Here is a 17,492-nt window from a genome sequence, read left to right as displayed (position 1 = left end):
TCAGGGAACCTTCAGGTCCGGTTCTCTAGCGTGGCGGCATGACAGCCATCGCAGCGCACACGGTCCCGGCGTCCGCGGTCGCCGCGGGGCCGGCCGCGGACGCAGGACCGCAGTGGGTCGACGACCTGATGGACGCGCTGGGCGCGCCGGGCGCGGGTCTCGCCATCGCCCTGGAGAACCTGTTCCCGCCGCTGCCCAGCGAGGTGATCCTGCCGCTGGCCGGGTTCGCCGCGAGCAGCGGGCGGATGAGCCTGCTCGCCGTCCTGCTGTGGACGACGGCCGGCTCGGTGATCGGCGCCCTCGCCCTGTACGGAGTCGGTGCGCTGCTCGGCCGGAACCGCACGGTGGCGCTGGCGGGCCGGCTGCCGCTGGTGAAGGTCTCCGACATCGAGAAGACGGAGGCGTGGTTCCTCCGGCACGGCACCAAGGCAGTGTTCTTCGGCCGGATGATCCCGATCTTCCGCAGCCTGATCTCCGTGCCCGCGGGGGTCGAGCGCATGCGCCTGCCGGTGTTCCTGGCGCTGACCACACTGGGCAGCGCGATCTGGAACACGGTGTTCGTGCTGGCGGGCTACTTGCTCGGCGCGAACTGGCACACGGTGTCGGACATCGTCTCCACCTATTCCAGGGTGGTGCTGGCCGTGGCGGCCGTGGCGGTGGCGGCGTTCATCGCGGTACGGCTGCGACGGCGCCCCGAGGAAACACGTCCCGAAGGAGCGCGGGGAACCGCGCGGCACGCCACCGCGCGGCAGCACCCGTACGACGACCAGGACACCCGGGTTCTCAGGCGCCCCGTACCGTCCCCAGAAACTCCCGCAGGATCCGCTCCCCGGCGAGAACACCCCGGTCGGGAAGCACCCTGATCGAGGGAGCCGTGAAGCCCGTGTCGGCCAGCTCCCCGTGGCCGGGCCGCCAGCCCTGGTCCGCCGCGAGGAGCAGGTCGGTGTCGAGCAGGGAGTCCCCCGCGGCGAGCGTGAGGTCGGCCCCGGTCCGCCGGGCGACCTCGCGCATGGCCGCGCTCTTGGTGAGCGGCTTGGGCACGGCGTAGATCTTGCGGCCCTGCAGGGACACGGTCCAGCCGCGGTTCTCCGCCCACACGGCGAGTTCCTTCACCCAGTCCTCGTCGAGCAGTTCGCGCTCGACGACGAGGTAGGCGAACAGGTCGTCGGCGACGCGGTGCTTGCGCACCCACAGCGGGTCGGCGGCCCTGAGCAGGTGCTCCTGCACCTCGGCGAGCGGCGCGCACTGGTCGGCCAGCCGGGCGGTCACCGACGCGTGCCACTCGGGGTCAAAGACGCCGTCCACCAGCAGGTGGCCGCCGTTGGCGCAGATGGCGTAGGTGGGCGCGGGACCCGGCAGGTTGATGCGCTGGTACTGCTTGCGGGTCCGGGTCGTCGTCGGCACGAACACGGCCGCGTCGCCCAGCTCGGTCAGGAGCCCCGCCGCCGTCTCGGTCATGTACGACAGCGGCTTGCTCTCGTGGACCTCCACGCACAGCAGCCGGGGCGCCCGCGCGTCCGGCATGGTCAGGGCCAGGGCCGCGGCGGAGTAGATCAGTGTGCGGTCGAGGTCGCTGGCGACGAGGACGGGCATCAGACCGTCACCGCCTTGCCGTCGGCGCCGGTAGCGCCCCGGGTGTACTTGGGGTGGATCAGGCCGACGCAGGTGTACGGCAGGTCGGCCACCTCCTCGACGGGCACGCCACGCTGCTCGGCCAGCAGGCGCACGTGGTCGAGGTCGCGGCCCGCCCCGGCGCGCGCCAGGACCTTCCAGGGCACGCGGCGCAGCATGACCCGGGTGGTCTCGCCGACGCCGGGCTTGACGAGGTTGACGTCGTGGATGCCGTACTCCTCGCTGATGCGCTCGACGGCGGCCCAGCCCTCCCAGGTGGGGGTGCGGTCGGCGGCGAGCAGGTCCTTGGCCAGGGCGCAGGCGGCGTCCGCGACCTCGGGGAAGCGGGCGGAGACGGCGTCCAGGAAGGCCACCGAGACGTCGGTGCCGGCCAGTTCGCGGTAGAACTTGGCGCCGTGGAAGTCGTGCGGCCCGACCAGGTCGGCGCGCAGCACGGTCCGAGAGATCAGGCCGGAGACCGTGGAGTTGAGGCAGGCGGAGGGGATGAGGAAGTCCTCGCGGGTGCCGTAGGTCCGTACGCAGGAGCCCGGGTCGGCCAGCACGGCGACCTCGGGGCTGAAGCCGGTGACGCCGTCGGACTTCTCGAACGCGGTGAGGGCCTGGGCGAGTTCGCGGGTGATGGCGCCCTTGCCGGTCCAGCCGTCGACGAAGACGACGTCCCGGGGGTCGTGGTGCTCGGCGAGCCAGCGCAGGGCGTTGGCGTCGATGCCGCGGCCGCGGACGATCGACACGGCGTAGTGCGGCAGGTCGAGGCCGTGCCGGTGCTGGGCCCAGCGGCGCATCAGGATGCCCACGGGGGTGCCGGCGCGGGCCAGGGAGACCAGGACGGGGCGGGGCGGTCTCTCGGCGAGGACCGTCTCGGTGACCACGCCGACGGCCTGGGCGATGCGGGCCGCCGAGGTCGTGAGCGCGGCGTGGAACAGCTCCTGGTACTGCTCGCTCGGCTGGTACTCCACGGGCAGCGACTCCGCGTAGTGGGCGCCGCCGCTCTGGATCGCCTCCTCACGCTCCTCGGTCGGCGCCTCCAGGGTCACGTCCGAGAGGTCCTGCAGCAGCCAGCCGACCTCCTCGTGCGCGTACGAGGAGAAGGCGGGGCCGCGGAGGGGCTCGGGCAGCATCGAGGGCCTTTCGGGGGCGGGCGGGTCGTGCGGGGAGGCGGGGGCGTACGACGGGACGACGGCCAGGAGGACCCGCGGGGTGTGCGCGGCGAGCCGGGCCAGCAGGCCGTCGGGGGCGTGCAGGCGGGGGGTGTCCGCGGCCGAGTCGACCACGGCGACGACGGCGTCGAAGCCGCCGCCCGCGACGTTGTAGGCGTAGCGCTCGCCTGGGCCGTCGGCGGGGTCGTCGTGGGCGGGGAAGACGAGGCGGGTGCGTATCGCGTAGCCGGGGTCGTCGACGGCCAGGACGGGCGAGCGGGTGGTGGTGGAGTAGCGGACCTCGGTGTCCGTCGTCCGCTCCAGGGCCTCCGCGAGCCGCAGCGGGGCGTACATCAGCTCCTCGCAGCCGAGGACGTGCACGCGCCGGGCGTCCTCGGGCAGGGCGTCGGCGATCCGGGCCGCCATGCCGGGCAGGGCGGCCTCCAGCCGGGCGCGGTGCGCGGGGGTGAAGCCGTGCCGGGCGCCGTCCGGCAGGCCGGTGGGCCAGTGCAGGTTCAGCCGGGTGACGTGGGGGTGGGTGCGGTCGTCGGGCGCCTGCGGGCCGGTGGGGGGTGTTCGCGCGGTTCCCCGCGCCCCGGAGAGGGGCGTGTCGGCATCGCCCGCAGGGGGCGCGGCCGCCTCGTACCGTGTCACCAGCTCCTGCCCCTTCTCCAGCACCCCCTCCGGCAGCCGTACGGTTCCCGAGGCCGCCGTGACCAGGTCGACCCGCGCGCCGATCTCCCGGGCGAACTCCTCCAGCCGGCCGGCGTCGGCCGCCGAGCGCATGTCCACCAGCGCCACCACCACGTACCGCCGGCGCGGATACCGCGCGTGGAGGTCCCGGACGGTGTTCAGCACCGTGTTGCCCGTGGAGAACTCGTCGTCGACCAGGACCAGCGGCCCGTCGCCGCCGAGCAGCGCGGGGTCCTCCGGCAGCAGCAGGTGCGAGGTCGCGTGGGAGTGGGACTCCTCGAAGCCGCCGGCCGGGGCGAGACCGGCGACCGGGCGGCGGGTGGAGTGCAGGTAGGGGGCGAGGCCGAGCCCGTCGGCGACGGAGTGGCCGAGGCCGGTGGCGGTCTCCGCGTAGCCCAGGACGACGGCCCTGCGGGCCTCGCCGGCCCCCAGCAGGTCACGGACGCGGCGGCCGAGGGCGACCCCGTGGCCGTACACGACGGACGGCGACTGCGGCACGTGCTTGCCGAGCACGTTCGACACCAGCAGATGGGCGCGCTTGGGGTTGCGGCGCAGGGCCAGCCCCAGCAGCTCGGTCAGCCGTTCGTCGCCGGCGAGCTCGACGCCGAGCCGCTCGGCGACCCAGCGGCCGGACCAGACCGCGCCGGCCTCGTCGCGCACCTCGTGGTGCGGCCCGTCGTTCACTGCCTTGTCCATGAAATCCCCGCGTCGCGTGTCACCGGTGTACCAGGGGGAACCGAGCCTGGTCCGCCCGCGTTCCCCGGGCGGGAATCCTCCGCCCCAGTCCACAGCCTCTCTCAGCCGGGCAGCCCCGCGGCGAGCAGTTCCACGAAGCCGATGTCCTCGTTCGCCACGCCGAAGGCCTCGGCACGCAGCAGGATCCGCTCGGCCCAGGCCCGGTGCGGCTTCACCTCGTTCATCTTGTTCGTGTACGCCGACCTCAGGACTCCCCCGCCGTCGCGCTCGGGGCGCAGGATGTCCTGGGCGTCCGAGAACTCCTCGTGGCTGACGACCGACAGGGCGTGCACCGGCAGCACGTGCGAGGGGTGGATGCAGGTCTTGCCCAGCAGTCCGTTGGCCTGGTCCAGGGAGATCTCCCTGAGCAGGCCGTCCATGGCGTGCTCGATCAGCTTCTCGCGCAGCTCCGCGGCCTGCACCTCCAGGAAGGGGCTCTGCCGCAGCAGCGGCTTGAACATGCGCTCCTGGACCCGGAAGTACTCCCAGACGGGCCCGGTCACGGTGAAGCCGGTCCCGTCGGCCCGGCCCAGCATGTTCACCACGTCGGCGATCACCGAGGCGACGACCTGCACGTCGTAGGCCGTCATGTCGGGGCCCCGGCGCAGCCCGTAGGGGGAGCAGAAGTCGGTCACGCCGAGGCGCAGGGCGAGGACGCGGTCGCGGTACTTGTCGATCGCCCGGTAGATGCCCTCCAGGGTCTGCACCCGCGACTCCCGGTAGAGGAGCTCGGGGGACTCCAGGACCGGCATGGCGAAAAGCCGACGGCCGCTTTCGGCCTCGGCGGTCGCCAGGGCCTCCAGGAAGGGGATGCCGCGTTCCTCGGTGAACTTGGGCAGGACGAACCCGGACAGCAGCCGCACGGCGGGCCCGAGGCGCCGGACCAGGTCGGGTATCTGCTCGGGGGCGCGGACGCGGATGAACAGCAGCGGCACGTCCGCGTCCGGGTCGGCGGCGAGCGCGGTGAACTGGCGGACGAGGTTCTCCTCGCCGGGGCCGACGTCCGCGTCGTCGATGGAGTCCTCCAGGCAGAGGACCATCGAGACCACGCCGCGCGCGCCCTGCTTGAGGACGTCGTCGGCCACGCGCGGCCGGGTGGCGGGGCTGTAGAGCGTGGCGCCGAGGGCGGCGGAGAGCAGCCGGGCCGGGGAGTCGGGCGTGAACACGCACGGCTCCCGGTGGAAGAGACGCTTCCGCACCTCAGGGGCAATATGCCCGAAATGACGCATGTGACTCCCCCGTGGTGGTGGCGCGGCCTGTGAATCGTCGAAACCTGGCCGGTAATAGTACGAAGAAGACCGTGTCATAGGTTCCCATCAGGCATGAATTTCAGGTAACGCGGGCAAGCACAGCCGGACCCGGCCACTTCGACCTAGTCCCCGGCGGACGCCGGTGTATGCGCGGCGCCGGGCCCCGCGTTGTCGTGAGCAGGACCGAGAAGGCAGGATGACCGCATGACGCACGCGATGCTGAAGGGGTCGAACGTCCCGCTGGAGGCCACCACGGTGCGCGCCGTGCTGCGCTGGACACCCGGGCAGGGGGTCCCGGACGTCGACGCCTCCGCCCTGCTCCTCGGCCCCGACGGTCGTGTGCGCTCCGACGAGGACTTCGTCTTCTACAACCAGCCCCGGCACCCTTCCGGGCAGGTGTGGCGGCTCGGCAAGAAGCGGGCCGCCGACGGTCTGACCGACACGATCCAGACGGACCTCACGGGTGTCGAGCCGGAAGTCGGCCGGATTCTCCTGGTCGCCTCGGCGGACGGGGTGACCTTCGACCGCGTGCAGGAGCTGCGCATCCTGCTGTACGACGCGGCGGACACCGGCGCCGAGGCGCTCGCGCACTTCGACGTCAAGCCCGAGACGGGCGAGGAGACCGCGCTGATCTGCGGCGAGCTGTACCGGCGCGGGGAGGGCTGGAAGTTCCGGGCCCTCGGCGAGGGCTACTCGAACGGGCTGAAGGGGCTGGCGACCGACTTCGGCATCTCGGTGGACGAGTCGGAAGCGGCACAGGAGCCGACCACGTCGGTCCCCACGCCCCCGACCACCGCGGGCCCCGCGCCGACGACCGCCGGCCCCGGCCCGCAGTCCACGGCCCCGGCCCCGTCCGTCCCCGAGGCGTCCCGCCCGCTGCCCCCGGAGCAGCCGCCCGCGGTGCCCGCTCAGCCCGGCTACGGCTATCCGGCCCAGCAGCCCCCCGCGACCCAGCCGGCGTACGGCTATCCGCAGCCGGCGGGCGCCCCGCAGTCCGGCTACGGCTATCCGGCGCCGTTCACCGCGGCCCCCGACCCGGACTTCCGCATGCCCCCGCAGGGCCCGCAGTTCATCGGACGCTAGAGGGCCGGACGAGGCGAGGGCCCGGGGCGGGTGCCCGGGTGCCCACCGGGCCGCTCAGCGGTCCACCTTCGTCTTGTAGCCGCGCCCCCACTGCAGTCCCCACCCGTACAGCCGGTCCAGCTCCGCCTGGAAACCGTAGACGAACTTCGCCTCGCGGCGGACGACGATCTCGTTCCTGACCTTCTCGATCATGACGACGGCGCAGGAGCGGGCCTGCGGCTGGCGCTCGTCGAGGTGGATCTCGACGCGCGGGCCGCTGCTCGGGTAGAGGGTGACGATCGCCTGGGTGCGGTCGAAGGCCGGCGTCTGGTCGTAGATGTAGACGAAGATCAGCAGCCGCTTGATGCTGTCGTGGTGGTCGAGGTTGATGTACATCGTCTCGCCGGACCCGGAGCCGAACCGGTCGTCACCGCTGAGCTTGACGTAGGGCGGGGCGTTGACGTCGCCGAAGTAGCCGCCGAGGGGCTGGACGACGCCCTTGGTGCCGTCCTGGAGCTCGTAGAGGCAGCCCAGGTCGAGGTCGACGTTGACCATGGACTGGCTGTGGCCGACGATCTCCGGCGGTTTGAGCGCCTTGAAGGGGTGCCGCAGCAGGCTCTCGCGCTGGGAGCCGCCGATGTCGGAGGTGCGCATCCGCCAGCTGAGGTTGACGCGCAGATGGCCGGTGGCCGCGTCCTGCTTGGTGAGCGATATCTGCGAGCGCCTCTTGGTCAGTTCGATCGCGTTGGTTGCCGCGTTGCCCGAGTCGAACGGCGATGCGCCGCGTCGGAGTCCGTCGAACAGGCCCATTCCGCCCCCACCTTCACTTGGGGGCCGCGGGTCACCGACGTGCCCGCGGCCCTTGACGACCGACGGGGCGGCCGCCGAGGAGTCGCCTCGGTGACCGCCCCGCCCAGAGCGTTCCTCACCCGGAGCGGTGTCACACCCCGGACGAGACCTCAGTCTTCTCGTCCGAGCCGGCGTTTCCCCCGGCCGCCGCGATGGCCTTGTTGCGGCGCACGGAGGACCAGAAGGAGGCGGCGATCAGGACGACTCCGATGAGGCCGGTGATGATCTCGTTGATCTCGTACTGGATGGTGACGAGGAGGATCATGGCGAGCGCGCCGATGGCGTAGTGCGCGCCGTGCTCCAGGTAGACGTAGTCGTCGAGGGTGCCCTGGCGGACCAGGTAGACGGTGAGCGACCGGACGTACATGGCGCCGATGCCGAGGCCCAGGGCCATCAGGACGATGTCGTTGGTGATGGCGAAGGCGCCGATCACGCCGTCGAAGGAGAAGGACGCGTCCAGGACCTCCAGGTAGAGGAACATGAAGAACGCGGCCTTGCCGGCCAGCTTGACCGCCGATTTGGGCTTGCCCTCGCGCGCGGCCTCCTCCTCGGCCTCGTGCTCGCGTTCCTCCTCGTCTTCGAGCTTGTCCTCGAAGTACCCGGAGAGACCCCCGACGATCATGTACGTGATCAGACCGGCGATACCGGCGAGCAGGACGGTCTCGGCCTTGTCGGCGTGGGTGCCGCCGTGCTGGTGGGCGTGGGCGCCGAAGGTGAGGGACGAGATCAGCAGGACGATCAGGGCGATGCAGACCGACAGCATGTCGACCTTGCCGAGCTTGGCCAGGGGGCGCTCGAGCCAGGCGAGCCACTTGATGTCCCGGTCCTCGAAGATGAAGTCGAGGAAGATCATCAGCAGGAACATGCCACCGAAGGCGGCGATCGACGGGTGGGCGTCGGTCACCAGCTCCTGGTAACGGTTCTTGTCGGTCAGGGCGAGATCGACGGCCTCGATCGGCCCGAGCTGGGCGCTGATGGCGACGATCACGACGGGGAAGACCAGCCGCATGCCGAAGACGGCGATCAGGATGCCGATGGTGAGGAAGATCTTCTGCCAGAAGGCATTCATCTTCTTCAGGATCCCGGCGTTGACCACCGCGTTGTCGAAGGACAGCGAGATCTCGAGGATGGACAGGATCGCAACGACGCCGAACGCGGTCCACCCTCCGTAGAGAACCGCTGCGACCAGGCCGAGCGCGGTGACCGCGAACGACCACCCGAAGGTTTTCAGAACCACTGGCTACCCAATCGTGTGTGTACGGGGCTCCCCCGCGCCGTACCCGGCTTTACGAACTTTTGAAGCCGAAGTCTAGTCGGCGGCCCCTCGGAGCCCACCCGGCCCCGGGTTTTGCTCATATCGCGTTATGAGACGTCGACCCCGAAGTCCAGGGCGATGCCGCGCAGGCCCGACGCGTACCCCTGCCCGACGGCTCTGAACTTCCACTCGCTCTGGTAGCGGTAGACCTCGCCGAAGATCATCGCGGTCTCCGTGGAGGCGTCCTCGCTGAGGTCGTAGCGGGCGAGCTCCTGGCCGTCGGCCTGGTTCACGACACGGATGAAGGCGTTGCTGACCTGGCCGAAGGTCTGGCCGCGCTCGTCGGCCATGTGGATGGAGACCGGGAAGACGATCTTGTCGCACTGGGGCGGCACCTTGGAGAGGTCGATCAGCAGCGACTCGTCGTCGCCCTCGCCCTCACCGGTGAGGTTGTCGCCGGTGTGCTCGACCGAGCCGTCCGGGCTCTTGAGCTGGTTGTAGAAGACGAACCACTCGTCCCCGAGCACGCGCCCGCCGCTGCACATCAGGGCGCTGGCGTCGAGGTCGAAGGGCGCTCCGGTGGTGGAGCGCGCGTCCCAGCCGAGCCCGACCATCACCTGGGTGAGGTCGGGTGCGGCCTTGGACAGGGAGACGTTGCCCCCCTTGGCGAGTGTGACGCCCATGATGCTGTCCCTCCCCGCTCGATGTTTCTGAGGTGGTCCTGCACGTCCGGCGCCGCACGTAAACCGTGCGGCGCCGGACGGGAAGTGCGGCGGGCCGTGTCGTCCGGGCACGTCAGGTGGCTCAGACGTTCACGCCGAAGTCCTGCGCGACGCCGCGCAGGCTCAGACGTTCACGCCGAAGTCCTGCGCGATGCCGCGCAGGCCCGAGGCGTAGCCCTGGCCGATGGCGCGGAACTTCCACTCCGCGCCGTGCCGGTACAGCTCGCCGAAGACCATGGCGGTCTCCGTGGAGGCGTCCTCGCTGAGGTCGTACCGGGCGATCTCGGCTCCGCCGGCCTGGTTGACGACGCGGATGAACGCGTTGCGGACCTGGCCGAAGGACTGCTGGCGGGTCTCGGCGTCGTAGATCGAGACCGGGAAGACGATCTTCTCGACGTCGGCCGGGACGCCGGCCAGGTCGACCTTGATCTGCTCGTCGTCGCCCTCACCCTCACCGGTGAGGTTGTCACCGGTGTGCTCGACGGAGCCGTCCGGGCTCTTGAGGTTGTTGAAGAAGATGAAGTGCTGGTCGCTGGCGACCTTGCCCGAGTTGTTCAGCAGCAGCGCGCTGGCGTCCAGGTCGAAGTCGGTGCCGGTCGTGGTCCGCACGTCCCACCCCAGACCGACGATGACCGCGGTCAGGCCCGGCGCCTCCTTGGTCAGCGATACGTTGCCGCCCTTGCTGAGGCTGACTCCCACGAGTCCTCCATTGGTGTCCGGGGGCGGGATGCCCCGTTGTGCTCGGATGTCGGATCAACGAGTCGATCTTAGTGACGGGTTCCCGCGCCTCGCAGGCCCTGGAGCCGGCCGGCGTGCGGGTGTCGGGCACAGGACGCCCGACCGGTGTCACAGGGAGTCGAGCGCCTTGACGTAGTCGTTCAGGTCGCGCGCGTCCGGCAGGCCGTTGACGACGGTCCAGCGCACGACGCCCTCCTTGTCGATGACGAAGGTGCCGCGCACCGCGCAGCCCTTGTCCTCGTCGAAGACGCCGTAGGCCCGCGAGACGTTGCCGTGCGGCCAGAAGTCGGACAGCAGCGGGTACTCCAGGCCCTCCTGCTCGGCGAAGACGCGCAGGGTGTGGATGGAGTCGTTGGAGACGGCGAGCAGCCGGGTGTCGCGGTCGGCGAACTGCGGCAGGCTGTCGCGCAGCTCGCACAGCTCTCCCGTGCACACGCCGGTGAAGGCGAAGGGGTAGAAGAGCAGGACGACGTTCTTGTCGCCGCGGAATTCGGACAGCCGCACGGTGCGGCCGTGGTTGTCCTTGAGTTCGAAGTCGGGGGCCTTCTCACCGGCCTGGATCGCCATCGCTACGGGTGTCCCTTCCTGTGGCTTCTCGGACGGGACCACCCTACGCAGCCGCGCGCGCAGACCGGTGGGCGGGCCGACACCGCCGGCCCGCCCTTCCCGCACGACTGGCGTGTGGTCGTGCCGTACGACTAACGCTTGGACTTGGCCGCCTTGGGCGTCGCCAGCCGGCTGCCGCTCCAGTCCTTGCCGACGCTGACGCTCTTGGACGCCGTCAGGCCGGCCGTCGTCGCGGCTTCCGAGATGTCACTCGGCTCCACGTATCCCGAACGGCCGGTCTTCGGCGTGAGCAGCAGGATCGCGCTGCCCTCTTCGATGTACGTGGTGGCATCCACCAGCGCATCCGTCAGGTCGCCGTCGTCGTCACGGAACCACAGCACAACGGCGTCGGCCACGTCGTCGTAGTCCTCGTCCATCAGGTCGCCCTCGATGACGCCCTCGATGGCTTCGCGGAGCTCCTGGTCCACGTCGTCGTCGTAGCCGATCTCCTGGACCACCTGCCCGGGCTGGAACCCCAGCCTGGCGGCAGGGTTCGTCCGCTCCTCCGCGTGGTCCGCGGTCGCGCTCACGGGTTGCCTCCTGATCATGTCTTGGGAATATCTCAGCCACGCGCGTGCGCGAAGCATTGGCCGTAGTCCACACGGGCGGGACCGATCGCGCAAGTACCCGGCCGTCCAGACCGCCGAAACGGTGACGATCCTGGCTGTGTCACCGCAACTCCCGGCACACCATCATGGCCCGAGGTGACGTACACCACACCTTTCTGCCCTGTTTGGGCGTTTGGGAATCGTCTGTGGGTACGAGACTCGAAGGTATTCGCCCCCTGCGTCACGGCATCGACCCCACGTCCGGGTTACCGAGCGGTAGAGATGACGTTTCACGGCCCCGAGGTGGACCATGGGGAGCGGCGCGGCCCTCAGCGACACGCCCCCGCGACGACAGCGAAACAGCGGCCCTCGCAGGCCCTCTGACAGGTAAGGAACAGCGTGGCTTCCGCATCCGATCGCAACCCGATCATCATTGGCGGCCTTCCGAGTCAGGTTCCTGACTTCGATCCCGAAGAGACGCAGGAGTGGCTCGACTCCCTCGACGCCGCCGTCGACGAGCGCGGCCGCGAGCGCGCCCGCTACCTGATGCTGCGGCTGATCGAGCGGGCCCGCGAGAAGCGCGTGGCCGTGCCGGAGATGCGCAGCACGGACTACGTCAACACCATCCCCACCAAGAGCGAGCCGTTCTTCCCGGGCAACGAGGAGATCGAGCGCAGGATCCTCAACGCGACCCGCTGGAACGCGGCCGTGATGGTCTCCCGCGCCCAGCGCCCGGGCATCGGCGTCGGCGGCCACATCGCGACGTTCGCCTCCTCCGCGTCCCTCTACGACGTCGGCTTCAACCACTTCTTCCGCGGCAAGGACGACGGCCTCGGCGGCGACCAGGTCTTCTTCCAGGGCCACGCCTCCCCGGGCATCTACGCCCGCGCCTTCCTGCTGGACCGGCTCAGCGAGCGGAACCTGGACGGCTTCCGCCAGGAGAAGTCCAAGGCGCCCCACGGCCTGTCGTCGTATCCGCACCCGCGGCTGATGCCGGACTTCTGGGAGTTCCCGACGGTGTCGATGGGCCTCGGCCCGATCGGCGCGATCTACCAGGCGCGGATGAACCGCTACATGCACGCGCGCGGGATCGCCGACACCTCGAAGTCGCAGGTGTGGGCGTTCCTCGGCGACGGCGAGATGGACGAGCCCGAGTCGCTCGGCCAGCTCACGCTCGCCGCCCGCGAGGGCCTGGACAACCTGACCTTCGTGGTCAACTGCAACCTCCAGCGGCTCGACGGCCCGGTGCGCGGCAACGGCAAGATCATCCAGGAGCTGGAGTCGGTCTTCCGCGGCGCCGGCTGGAACGTGATCAAGCTGGTCTGGGACCGCACCTGGGACCCGCTGCTCGCCCAGGACCGCGACGGCGTGCTGGTCAACAAGATGAACACCACGCCGGACGGGCAGTTCCAGACGTACGCCACGGAGACGGGCGCGTACATCCGGGAGCACTTCTTCGGCGACGACCACCGGCTGCGCGCGATGGTCGAGGGCATGACCGACGACCAGATCCTGCACCTGGGTCGCGGCGGCCACGACCACCGCAAGATCTTCGCGGCGTACAAGGCGGCCGTGGAGCACAAGGGCCAGCCGACGGTCATCCTGGCCAAGACGATCAAGGGCTGGACGCTGGGGCCGAACTTCGAGGGCCGCAACGCCACGCACCAGATGAAGAAGCTGACGGTCGACGACCTCAAGCGCTTCCGCGACCGCCTCCACCTGCCGATCCCGGACAAGGAGCTGGAGTCCGGCGCGCCGCCGTACTACCACCCGGGCCGGGACTCGGAGGAGATCCAGTACATGCACGACCGCCGCAAGGGCCTCGGCGGTTACGTCCCCACCCGCGTCGTGCGCTCCAAGCCGCTGGCGCTGCCCGAGGACAAGACGTACGCGACCGTGAAGAAGGGCTCGGGCCAGCAGTCCATCGCGACGACCATGGCCTTCGTCCGACTCCTGAAGGACCTCATGCGGGACAAGGAGATCGGCAAGCGGTTCGTGCTGATCGCGCCCGACGAGTACCGCACCTTCGGCATGGACTCGTTCTTCCCGAGCGCGAAGATCTACAACCCGCTCGGTCAGCAGTACGAGTCCGTCGACCGTGACCTGCTGCTCGCCTACAAGGAGTCGCCGAACGGCCAGATGCTGCACGACGGCATCTCCGAGGCGGGCTGCACGGCCTCGCTCATCGCCGCCGGCTCGGCCTACGCCACGCACGGCGAGCCGCTGATCCCGGTCTACGTCTTCTACTCGATGTTCGGCTTCCAGCGCACCGGCGACCAGTTCTGGCAGATGGCCGACCAGCTGGCGCGCGGTTTCGTCCTGGGCGCGACGGCGGGCCGTACGACGCTGACCGGTGAGGGCCTGCAGCACGCGGACGGCCACTCCCAGCTGCTGGCCTCGACGAACCCGGGCTGTGTGGCGTACGACCCGGCGTTCGGCTTCGAGATCGCGCACATCGTGAAGGACGGCCTGCGCCGGATGTACGGCGGCTCCGAGGAGCACCCGCACGGCGAGGACGTCTTCTACTACCTGACCGTCTACAACGAACCCATCCAGCACCCGGCCGAGCCGGAGAACGTGGACGTGGAGGGCATCCTCAAGGGCCTGTACCGCTTCAGCGAGGGCACGTCCGGCCAGACCCCGGCGCAGATCCTCGCGTCCGGTGTGGCCCTGCCGTGGGCGGTCGAGGCGCAGCGGATCCTGGCCGACGACTGGAACGTCAGGGCGGACGTCTGGTCGGCGACCTCGTGGAACGAGCTGCGGCGCGAGGCCGTGGGCTGCGAGGAGCACAACCTGCTGCACCCGGAGGAGGAGCAGCGGGTGCCGTACGTGACGCGGAAGCTGGCGGACGCGCAGGGACCGGTCGTGGCGGTGTCCGACTGGATGCGCGCGGTGCCCGACCAGATCGCCCGCTGGGTGCCGCAGACGTACCAGTCGCTCGGCGCGGACGGCTTCGGCTTCGCGGACACCCGGGGCGCGGCGCGGCGCTTCTTCCACATCGACGCCCCGTCGATCGTGGTCGCGGTGCTGACCGAGCTGGCCCGGGAGGGCAAGGTGGACCGGTCGGTGCTGAAGCAGGCCGTCGACCGCTACCAGCTGCTGGACGTGTCGGCGGCCGACCCGGGGGTGGCGGGCGGCGACGCGTAGGAGGCCGTGGCCCCACCGGGCCCCGGGGCGGCACCTCGGCGGGGTGCCGCCCCGGGGTTTCCTACGATGCTCGCCATGACGCTCCCGATGACAGAACAGACCGCTCTCGCCCGTTGGGAGCGGCGTACCCAGGGCCCCCTGCTGGTGCTGGCCGCGCTCTTCGCGATCGCCTACGCCTTCCCGATCGTGGCTCCCGAGGCGCCGGGGCGCCTGCTCGCCGCGTGCCACGTCGCCAACTGGGCGGTGTGGGCCGCTTTCGCGCTCGACTACCTGAGCCGCCTGTGGCTGTCCGAGGACCGGCTGCGGTTCGTACGCGGCAATCCGCTGGCGCTGCTGGCCGTGGTGCTGCCGCTGGCGCAGCCGCTGCGGCTGCTGAAGCTGGTGTCCATGCTGCTCCTCGCCGGGCAGCGGGCACGGATGGCGTCACAGGTACGGGTCACCACGTACGTCGCGGGGTCGTGCCTGGGGCTGCTCGTCTTCGGTGCGCTGGCCGTGCTGGAGGTGGAGCGGGGGCAGCCCGGGGCTTCCATCCGGACGCTCGGTGACGCCGTCTGGTGGGCGTTCACCACGATGACGACCGTGGGGTACGGGGACATGGCACCGACCACGGGGCTCGGGCGGATGCTCGCGGTCGGGCTGATGCTGTCCGGGATCGCCCTGCTGGGTGTGGTGACGGCGAACATCGCGGCGTGGTTCATCGCGCAGTTCGACAAGGAGGACCTGGAGGAACGGCGGCAGACGGAGGCGATCCAGGAGCTCACCGAGCAGGTGCGGGCGCTGCGGGAGGAAGTCGCGGCGCTCAGGGGGACGTCGTCGGTGAAGTGACGTGCGGGAGGGCCCCGGCCGTGCCTTCAGTTCTAGTGGTCGTTGCAACACCCCAGTTGAAGGGGTGCGATGGACTTCGAGATCCGCAAGAACCGGAAGCCGCAGGGGCCTCGGAAGCTGACCCAGGAGTGTGTCGATGGCGCCCAGGACGAAGGCGACCACGGCCGTCACGGGGTGGAACCCGCCCAGGAGCGGCCCATGGCGGGCCAGCCGCAGACGATCGCCACGGGGCCGAGGATGATCCCCAGCACGAAGAACCCGGCGACCGCGCAGAAGACCCCGATGATTGCGGGCGTCGCGCGATCCGGCCCTCCCCCCGAGGTCTCGGCTCCGCCCGAACAGGGGGACCCCCATCGTGACCACGTCCGGCCGCGTGAGCGGGGGTGGCTGCGCGTACCGTGCCCGTTCCCTGTCAAGTTCTTCTGTTCAGATCTGCAGGCTGCTCCTGACGTACCGGGAAGCTCGTTATGGCACTTCCGAGAGGGCGGTAAGTGACGTGCTGTCCGTTTCGGGCTTTCGGCCGGGGTTGTCGGGCTGGTGGTGGCCTCGCCGGGTGGCTATGGCCGTGGCTGGGTGAACAATCCCTGCTCAACTGGCTTGCCACCAACGCAAATACGTTGACTACCGGGCCTTGGGTCAGGGCCCCGATCCTGCTGGCGCCCACCCACTGCCACCCCACCGCCGATCACGGTCAGGCACACACTGAGCTGAGTTCCCGGCCTGGCAGATACAGCGACCATTCTTCAGCGGTGAAGTCTCGGTGAACGGCCTGGCAGATATGGCGGATGGTTTCGGACGGTGTAGCGAGGTTCACGTCCCACAGCCGCACCGTCTTGTCCCCGCTGGCGGTGGCGAGGGTGCGGCCGTCGGGGCTGAACGCCACCGTGAACACGAAGTCGGTGTGGCCGGTGAGGGTCCGGCGAACTTCGCCGGTGGCCACATCCCACAACCGCACCGTCTCATCACGACCGCCGGTGGCGAGGGTACGACCGTCGGGGCTGAACGCCACCGAGTACACATGCCCGGTGTGGCCGGTGAGGGTGTGGCGGGTTCTGCCGGTGGCCACGTCCCACAGCCGTACCGTCCCATCGCCGCTGCCGGTGGCGAGGGTGCGGCCGTCGGGACTGAATGCCACCGCTTCCACGGAGCCTGTGTGGCCGGTGAAGGTGCGGCTAACTTCACCGGTGGCCACATCCCACAGCCGTACCGTCCCATCGCCGCTGCCGGTGGCGAGGGTACGGCCGTCCGGGCTGAACGCCACCGTGAACACGAAGTCGGTGTGGCCGGTGAAGGTGTGACGGGGTTCGCCGGTGGCCACATCCCACAACCGCACCCAATGGTCGCCGCCGCCAGTGGCAAGAGTGCGCCCGTCCGGACTGAACGCCACCGCGCCCACACCATCAGTGTGGCCGGTGAGGGTGTGGCGGGTTCTGCCGGTGGCCACGTCCCACAGCCGTACTGTCCCATCGCCGCTGCCGGTGGCGAGAGTGCGGCCGTCCGGGCTGAACGCCACCGCGCCCACGTGCTTGGCGTGGCCGGTAAGGGTGCGGCCAACTTCACCGGTGGCCACGTCCCACAACCGCGCCGTATCGTCGTCACTGCCGGTGGCGAGAGTGCGGCCGTCCGGACTGAACGCCACCGCGCCCACGGAGCCGGTGTGGCCGGTGAAGGTGTGGCGGGTTCCGCTCCTGGTCACGTCCCACAACCGCGCCGTATCGTCAAAGCTGCCGGTGGCGAGGGTACGGCCGTCAGGGCTGAACGCCACCGCAGTCACGTCCTGAGTGTGGCCGGTGAGGATGCGGCGAACTTCTCCGGTGGCCACATCCCACAGCCGCACCGTCTTATCGCGACCGCCGGTGGCGAGGGTACGGCCGTCGGGGCTGAACGCCACCGCAGCCACCTCGTTGGTGTGGCCGGTGAGGGTACGGCGGATTCTGCCGGTGGTCACGTCCCACAACCGCGCCGTATCGTCGTCACTGCCGGTGGCGAGGGTACGGCCGTCGGGACTGAATGCCACCGCTTCCACGGAGCCTGTGTGGTCGGTGAGGATGCGGCGGGTTTCGCCACTGGCTACGTCCCACAGCCGCACCGTCTTATCGCGACCGCCGGTGGCGAGGGTACGGCCGTCGGGGCTGAACGCCACCGCAGCCACCTCGTTGGTGTGGCCGGTGAGGGTACGGCGGATTCTGCCGGTGGCCACGTCCCACAACCGCGCCGTATCGTCGTCACTGCCGGTGGCGAGGGTACGGCCGTCGGGACTGAATGCCACCGCTTCCACGGAGCCTGTGTGGTCG

The 17,492-nt window shown here is 70.4% G+C and carries 14 protein-coding genes and 1 pseudogene; 4 read left to right on the top strand and 11 right to left on the bottom strand.

All coding sequences use genetic code 11. From position 1 onward, the window contains the following. Positions 1 to 38: 38 nt before the first annotated feature. Positions 39 to 863 (top strand): DedA family protein, encoded by an 825-nt coding sequence (locus ACFW6P_RS00905; RefSeq protein ID WP_386353770.1) that lies wholly within the window; start codon positions 39 to 41, stop codon positions 861 to 863. On the opposite strand, the gene ACFW6P_RS00900 is transcribed toward ACFW6P_RS00905, so the two are convergent. The 3 genes from ACFW6P_RS00900 to ACFW6P_RS00890 form a co-directional block, all read right to left on the bottom strand. Beyond that, positions 784 to 1,593, bottom strand: coding sequence for an HAD family hydrolase (locus ACFW6P_RS00900; RefSeq protein ID WP_386422506.1), 810 nt, complete (start codon positions 1,591 to 1,593; stop codon positions 784 to 786). The genes ACFW6P_RS00905 and ACFW6P_RS00900 overlap by 80 nt on opposite strands. After that, positions 1,593 to 4,157, bottom strand: coding sequence for a phosphoribosyltransferase (locus tag ACFW6P_RS00895; protein WP_386422504.1), 2,565 nt, complete (start codon positions 4,155 to 4,157; stop codon positions 1,593 to 1,595). Before ACFW6P_RS00895 ends, ACFW6P_RS00900 begins: the two co-directional genes overlap by 1 nt. Positions 4,158 to 4,258: 101 nt before the next feature. After that, positions 4,259 to 5,425: an HpcH/HpaI aldolase/citrate lyase family protein gene (locus ACFW6P_RS00890; RefSeq protein ID WP_386353764.1), complete on the bottom strand. Its 1,167-nt coding sequence runs from the start codon at positions 5,423 to 5,425 to the stop codon at positions 4,259 to 4,261. Between the two features lie 225 nt (positions 5,426 to 5,650). Between ACFW6P_RS00890 and ACFW6P_RS00885 the strand changes: the two genes are divergently transcribed. Further along, positions 5,651 to 6,529, top strand: coding sequence for a TerD family protein (locus ACFW6P_RS00885; protein ID WP_386353763.1), 879 nt, complete (start codon positions 5,651 to 5,653; stop codon positions 6,527 to 6,529). Positions 6,530 to 6,583: 54 nt separating this feature from the next. On the opposite strand, the gene ACFW6P_RS00880 is transcribed toward ACFW6P_RS00885, so the two are convergent. The 6 genes from ACFW6P_RS00880 to ACFW6P_RS00855 form a co-directional block, all read right to left on the bottom strand. Next, positions 6,584 to 7,318 carry a Tellurium resistance gene (locus ACFW6P_RS00880; protein ID WP_386353761.1) on the bottom strand — a complete coding sequence of 245 codons (735 nt, stop codon included), beginning with the start codon at positions 7,316 to 7,318 and terminating at the stop codon, positions 6,584 to 6,586. Between the two features lie 130 nt (positions 7,319 to 7,448). Further along, positions 7,449 to 8,594, bottom strand: coding sequence for a DUF475 domain-containing protein (locus ACFW6P_RS00875; protein WP_386353759.1), 1,146 nt, complete (start codon positions 8,592 to 8,594; stop codon positions 7,449 to 7,451). A 125-nt stretch (positions 8,595 to 8,719) separates the two neighbouring features. Then, entirely contained in the window at positions 8,720 to 9,295 is a 576-nt protein-coding gene (locus ACFW6P_RS00870) for a TerD family protein (RefSeq protein WP_386353757.1), read from the bottom strand. A gap of 162 nt (positions 9,296 to 9,457) precedes the next feature. Beyond that, a complete protein-coding gene (locus ACFW6P_RS00865; RefSeq protein WP_031112007.1) occupies positions 9,458 to 10,033 on the bottom strand; it encodes a calcium homeostasis/redox stress adaptation protein in 576 nt (191 codons plus the stop codon). Positions 10,034 to 10,180: 147 nt separating this feature from the next. After that, positions 10,181 to 10,639, bottom strand: coding sequence for a peroxiredoxin (locus tag ACFW6P_RS00860; protein WP_386353754.1), 459 nt, complete (start codon positions 10,637 to 10,639; stop codon positions 10,181 to 10,183). A gap of 131 nt (positions 10,640 to 10,770) precedes the next feature. Continuing rightward, on the bottom strand, positions 10,771 to 11,208 hold the full coding sequence (locus ACFW6P_RS00855; RefSeq protein ID WP_386353752.1) for a DUF3052 domain-containing protein: 438 nt from the start codon (positions 11,206 to 11,208) through the stop codon (positions 10,771 to 10,773). A 417-nt stretch (positions 11,209 to 11,625) separates the two neighbouring features. On the opposite strand from ACFW6P_RS00855, the gene aceE reads away from it, so the two are divergent. Together aceE and ACFW6P_RS00845 are read left to right on the top strand one after the other, a co-directional pair. Beyond that, positions 11,626 to 14,373 (top strand): pyruvate dehydrogenase (acetyl-transferring), homodimeric type, encoded by a 2,748-nt coding sequence (gene aceE / locus ACFW6P_RS00850; protein ID WP_386353750.1) that lies wholly within the window; start codon positions 11,626 to 11,628, stop codon positions 14,371 to 14,373. Positions 14,374 to 14,460: 87 nt separating this feature from the next. Further along, positions 14,461 to 15,198, top strand: coding sequence for a potassium channel family protein (locus tag ACFW6P_RS00845; RefSeq protein WP_386353950.1), 738 nt, complete (start codon positions 14,461 to 14,463; stop codon positions 15,196 to 15,198). A gap of 123 nt (positions 15,199 to 15,321) precedes the next feature. Here ACFW6P_RS00845 and ACFW6P_RS00840 read toward each other — a convergent pair. Then, a pseudogene (locus ACFW6P_RS00840) lies at positions 15,322 to 15,614 on the bottom strand (hypothetical protein); the annotation flags it as partial. Positions 15,615 to 15,889: 275 nt separating this feature from the next. Next, the coding region (locus ACFW6P_RS00835; protein ID WP_386422501.1) for a WD40 repeat domain-containing protein at positions 15,890 to 17,492 on the bottom strand (1,603 nt) is incomplete at its 5' end.

Source organism: Streptomyces sp. NPDC058741 (genome assembly GCF_042746715.1).
Lineage (GTDB): Bacteria > Actinomycetota > Actinomycetes > Streptomycetales > Streptomycetaceae > Streptomyces.
This window is presented reverse-complemented; position numbering and strand designations above follow the sequence as displayed.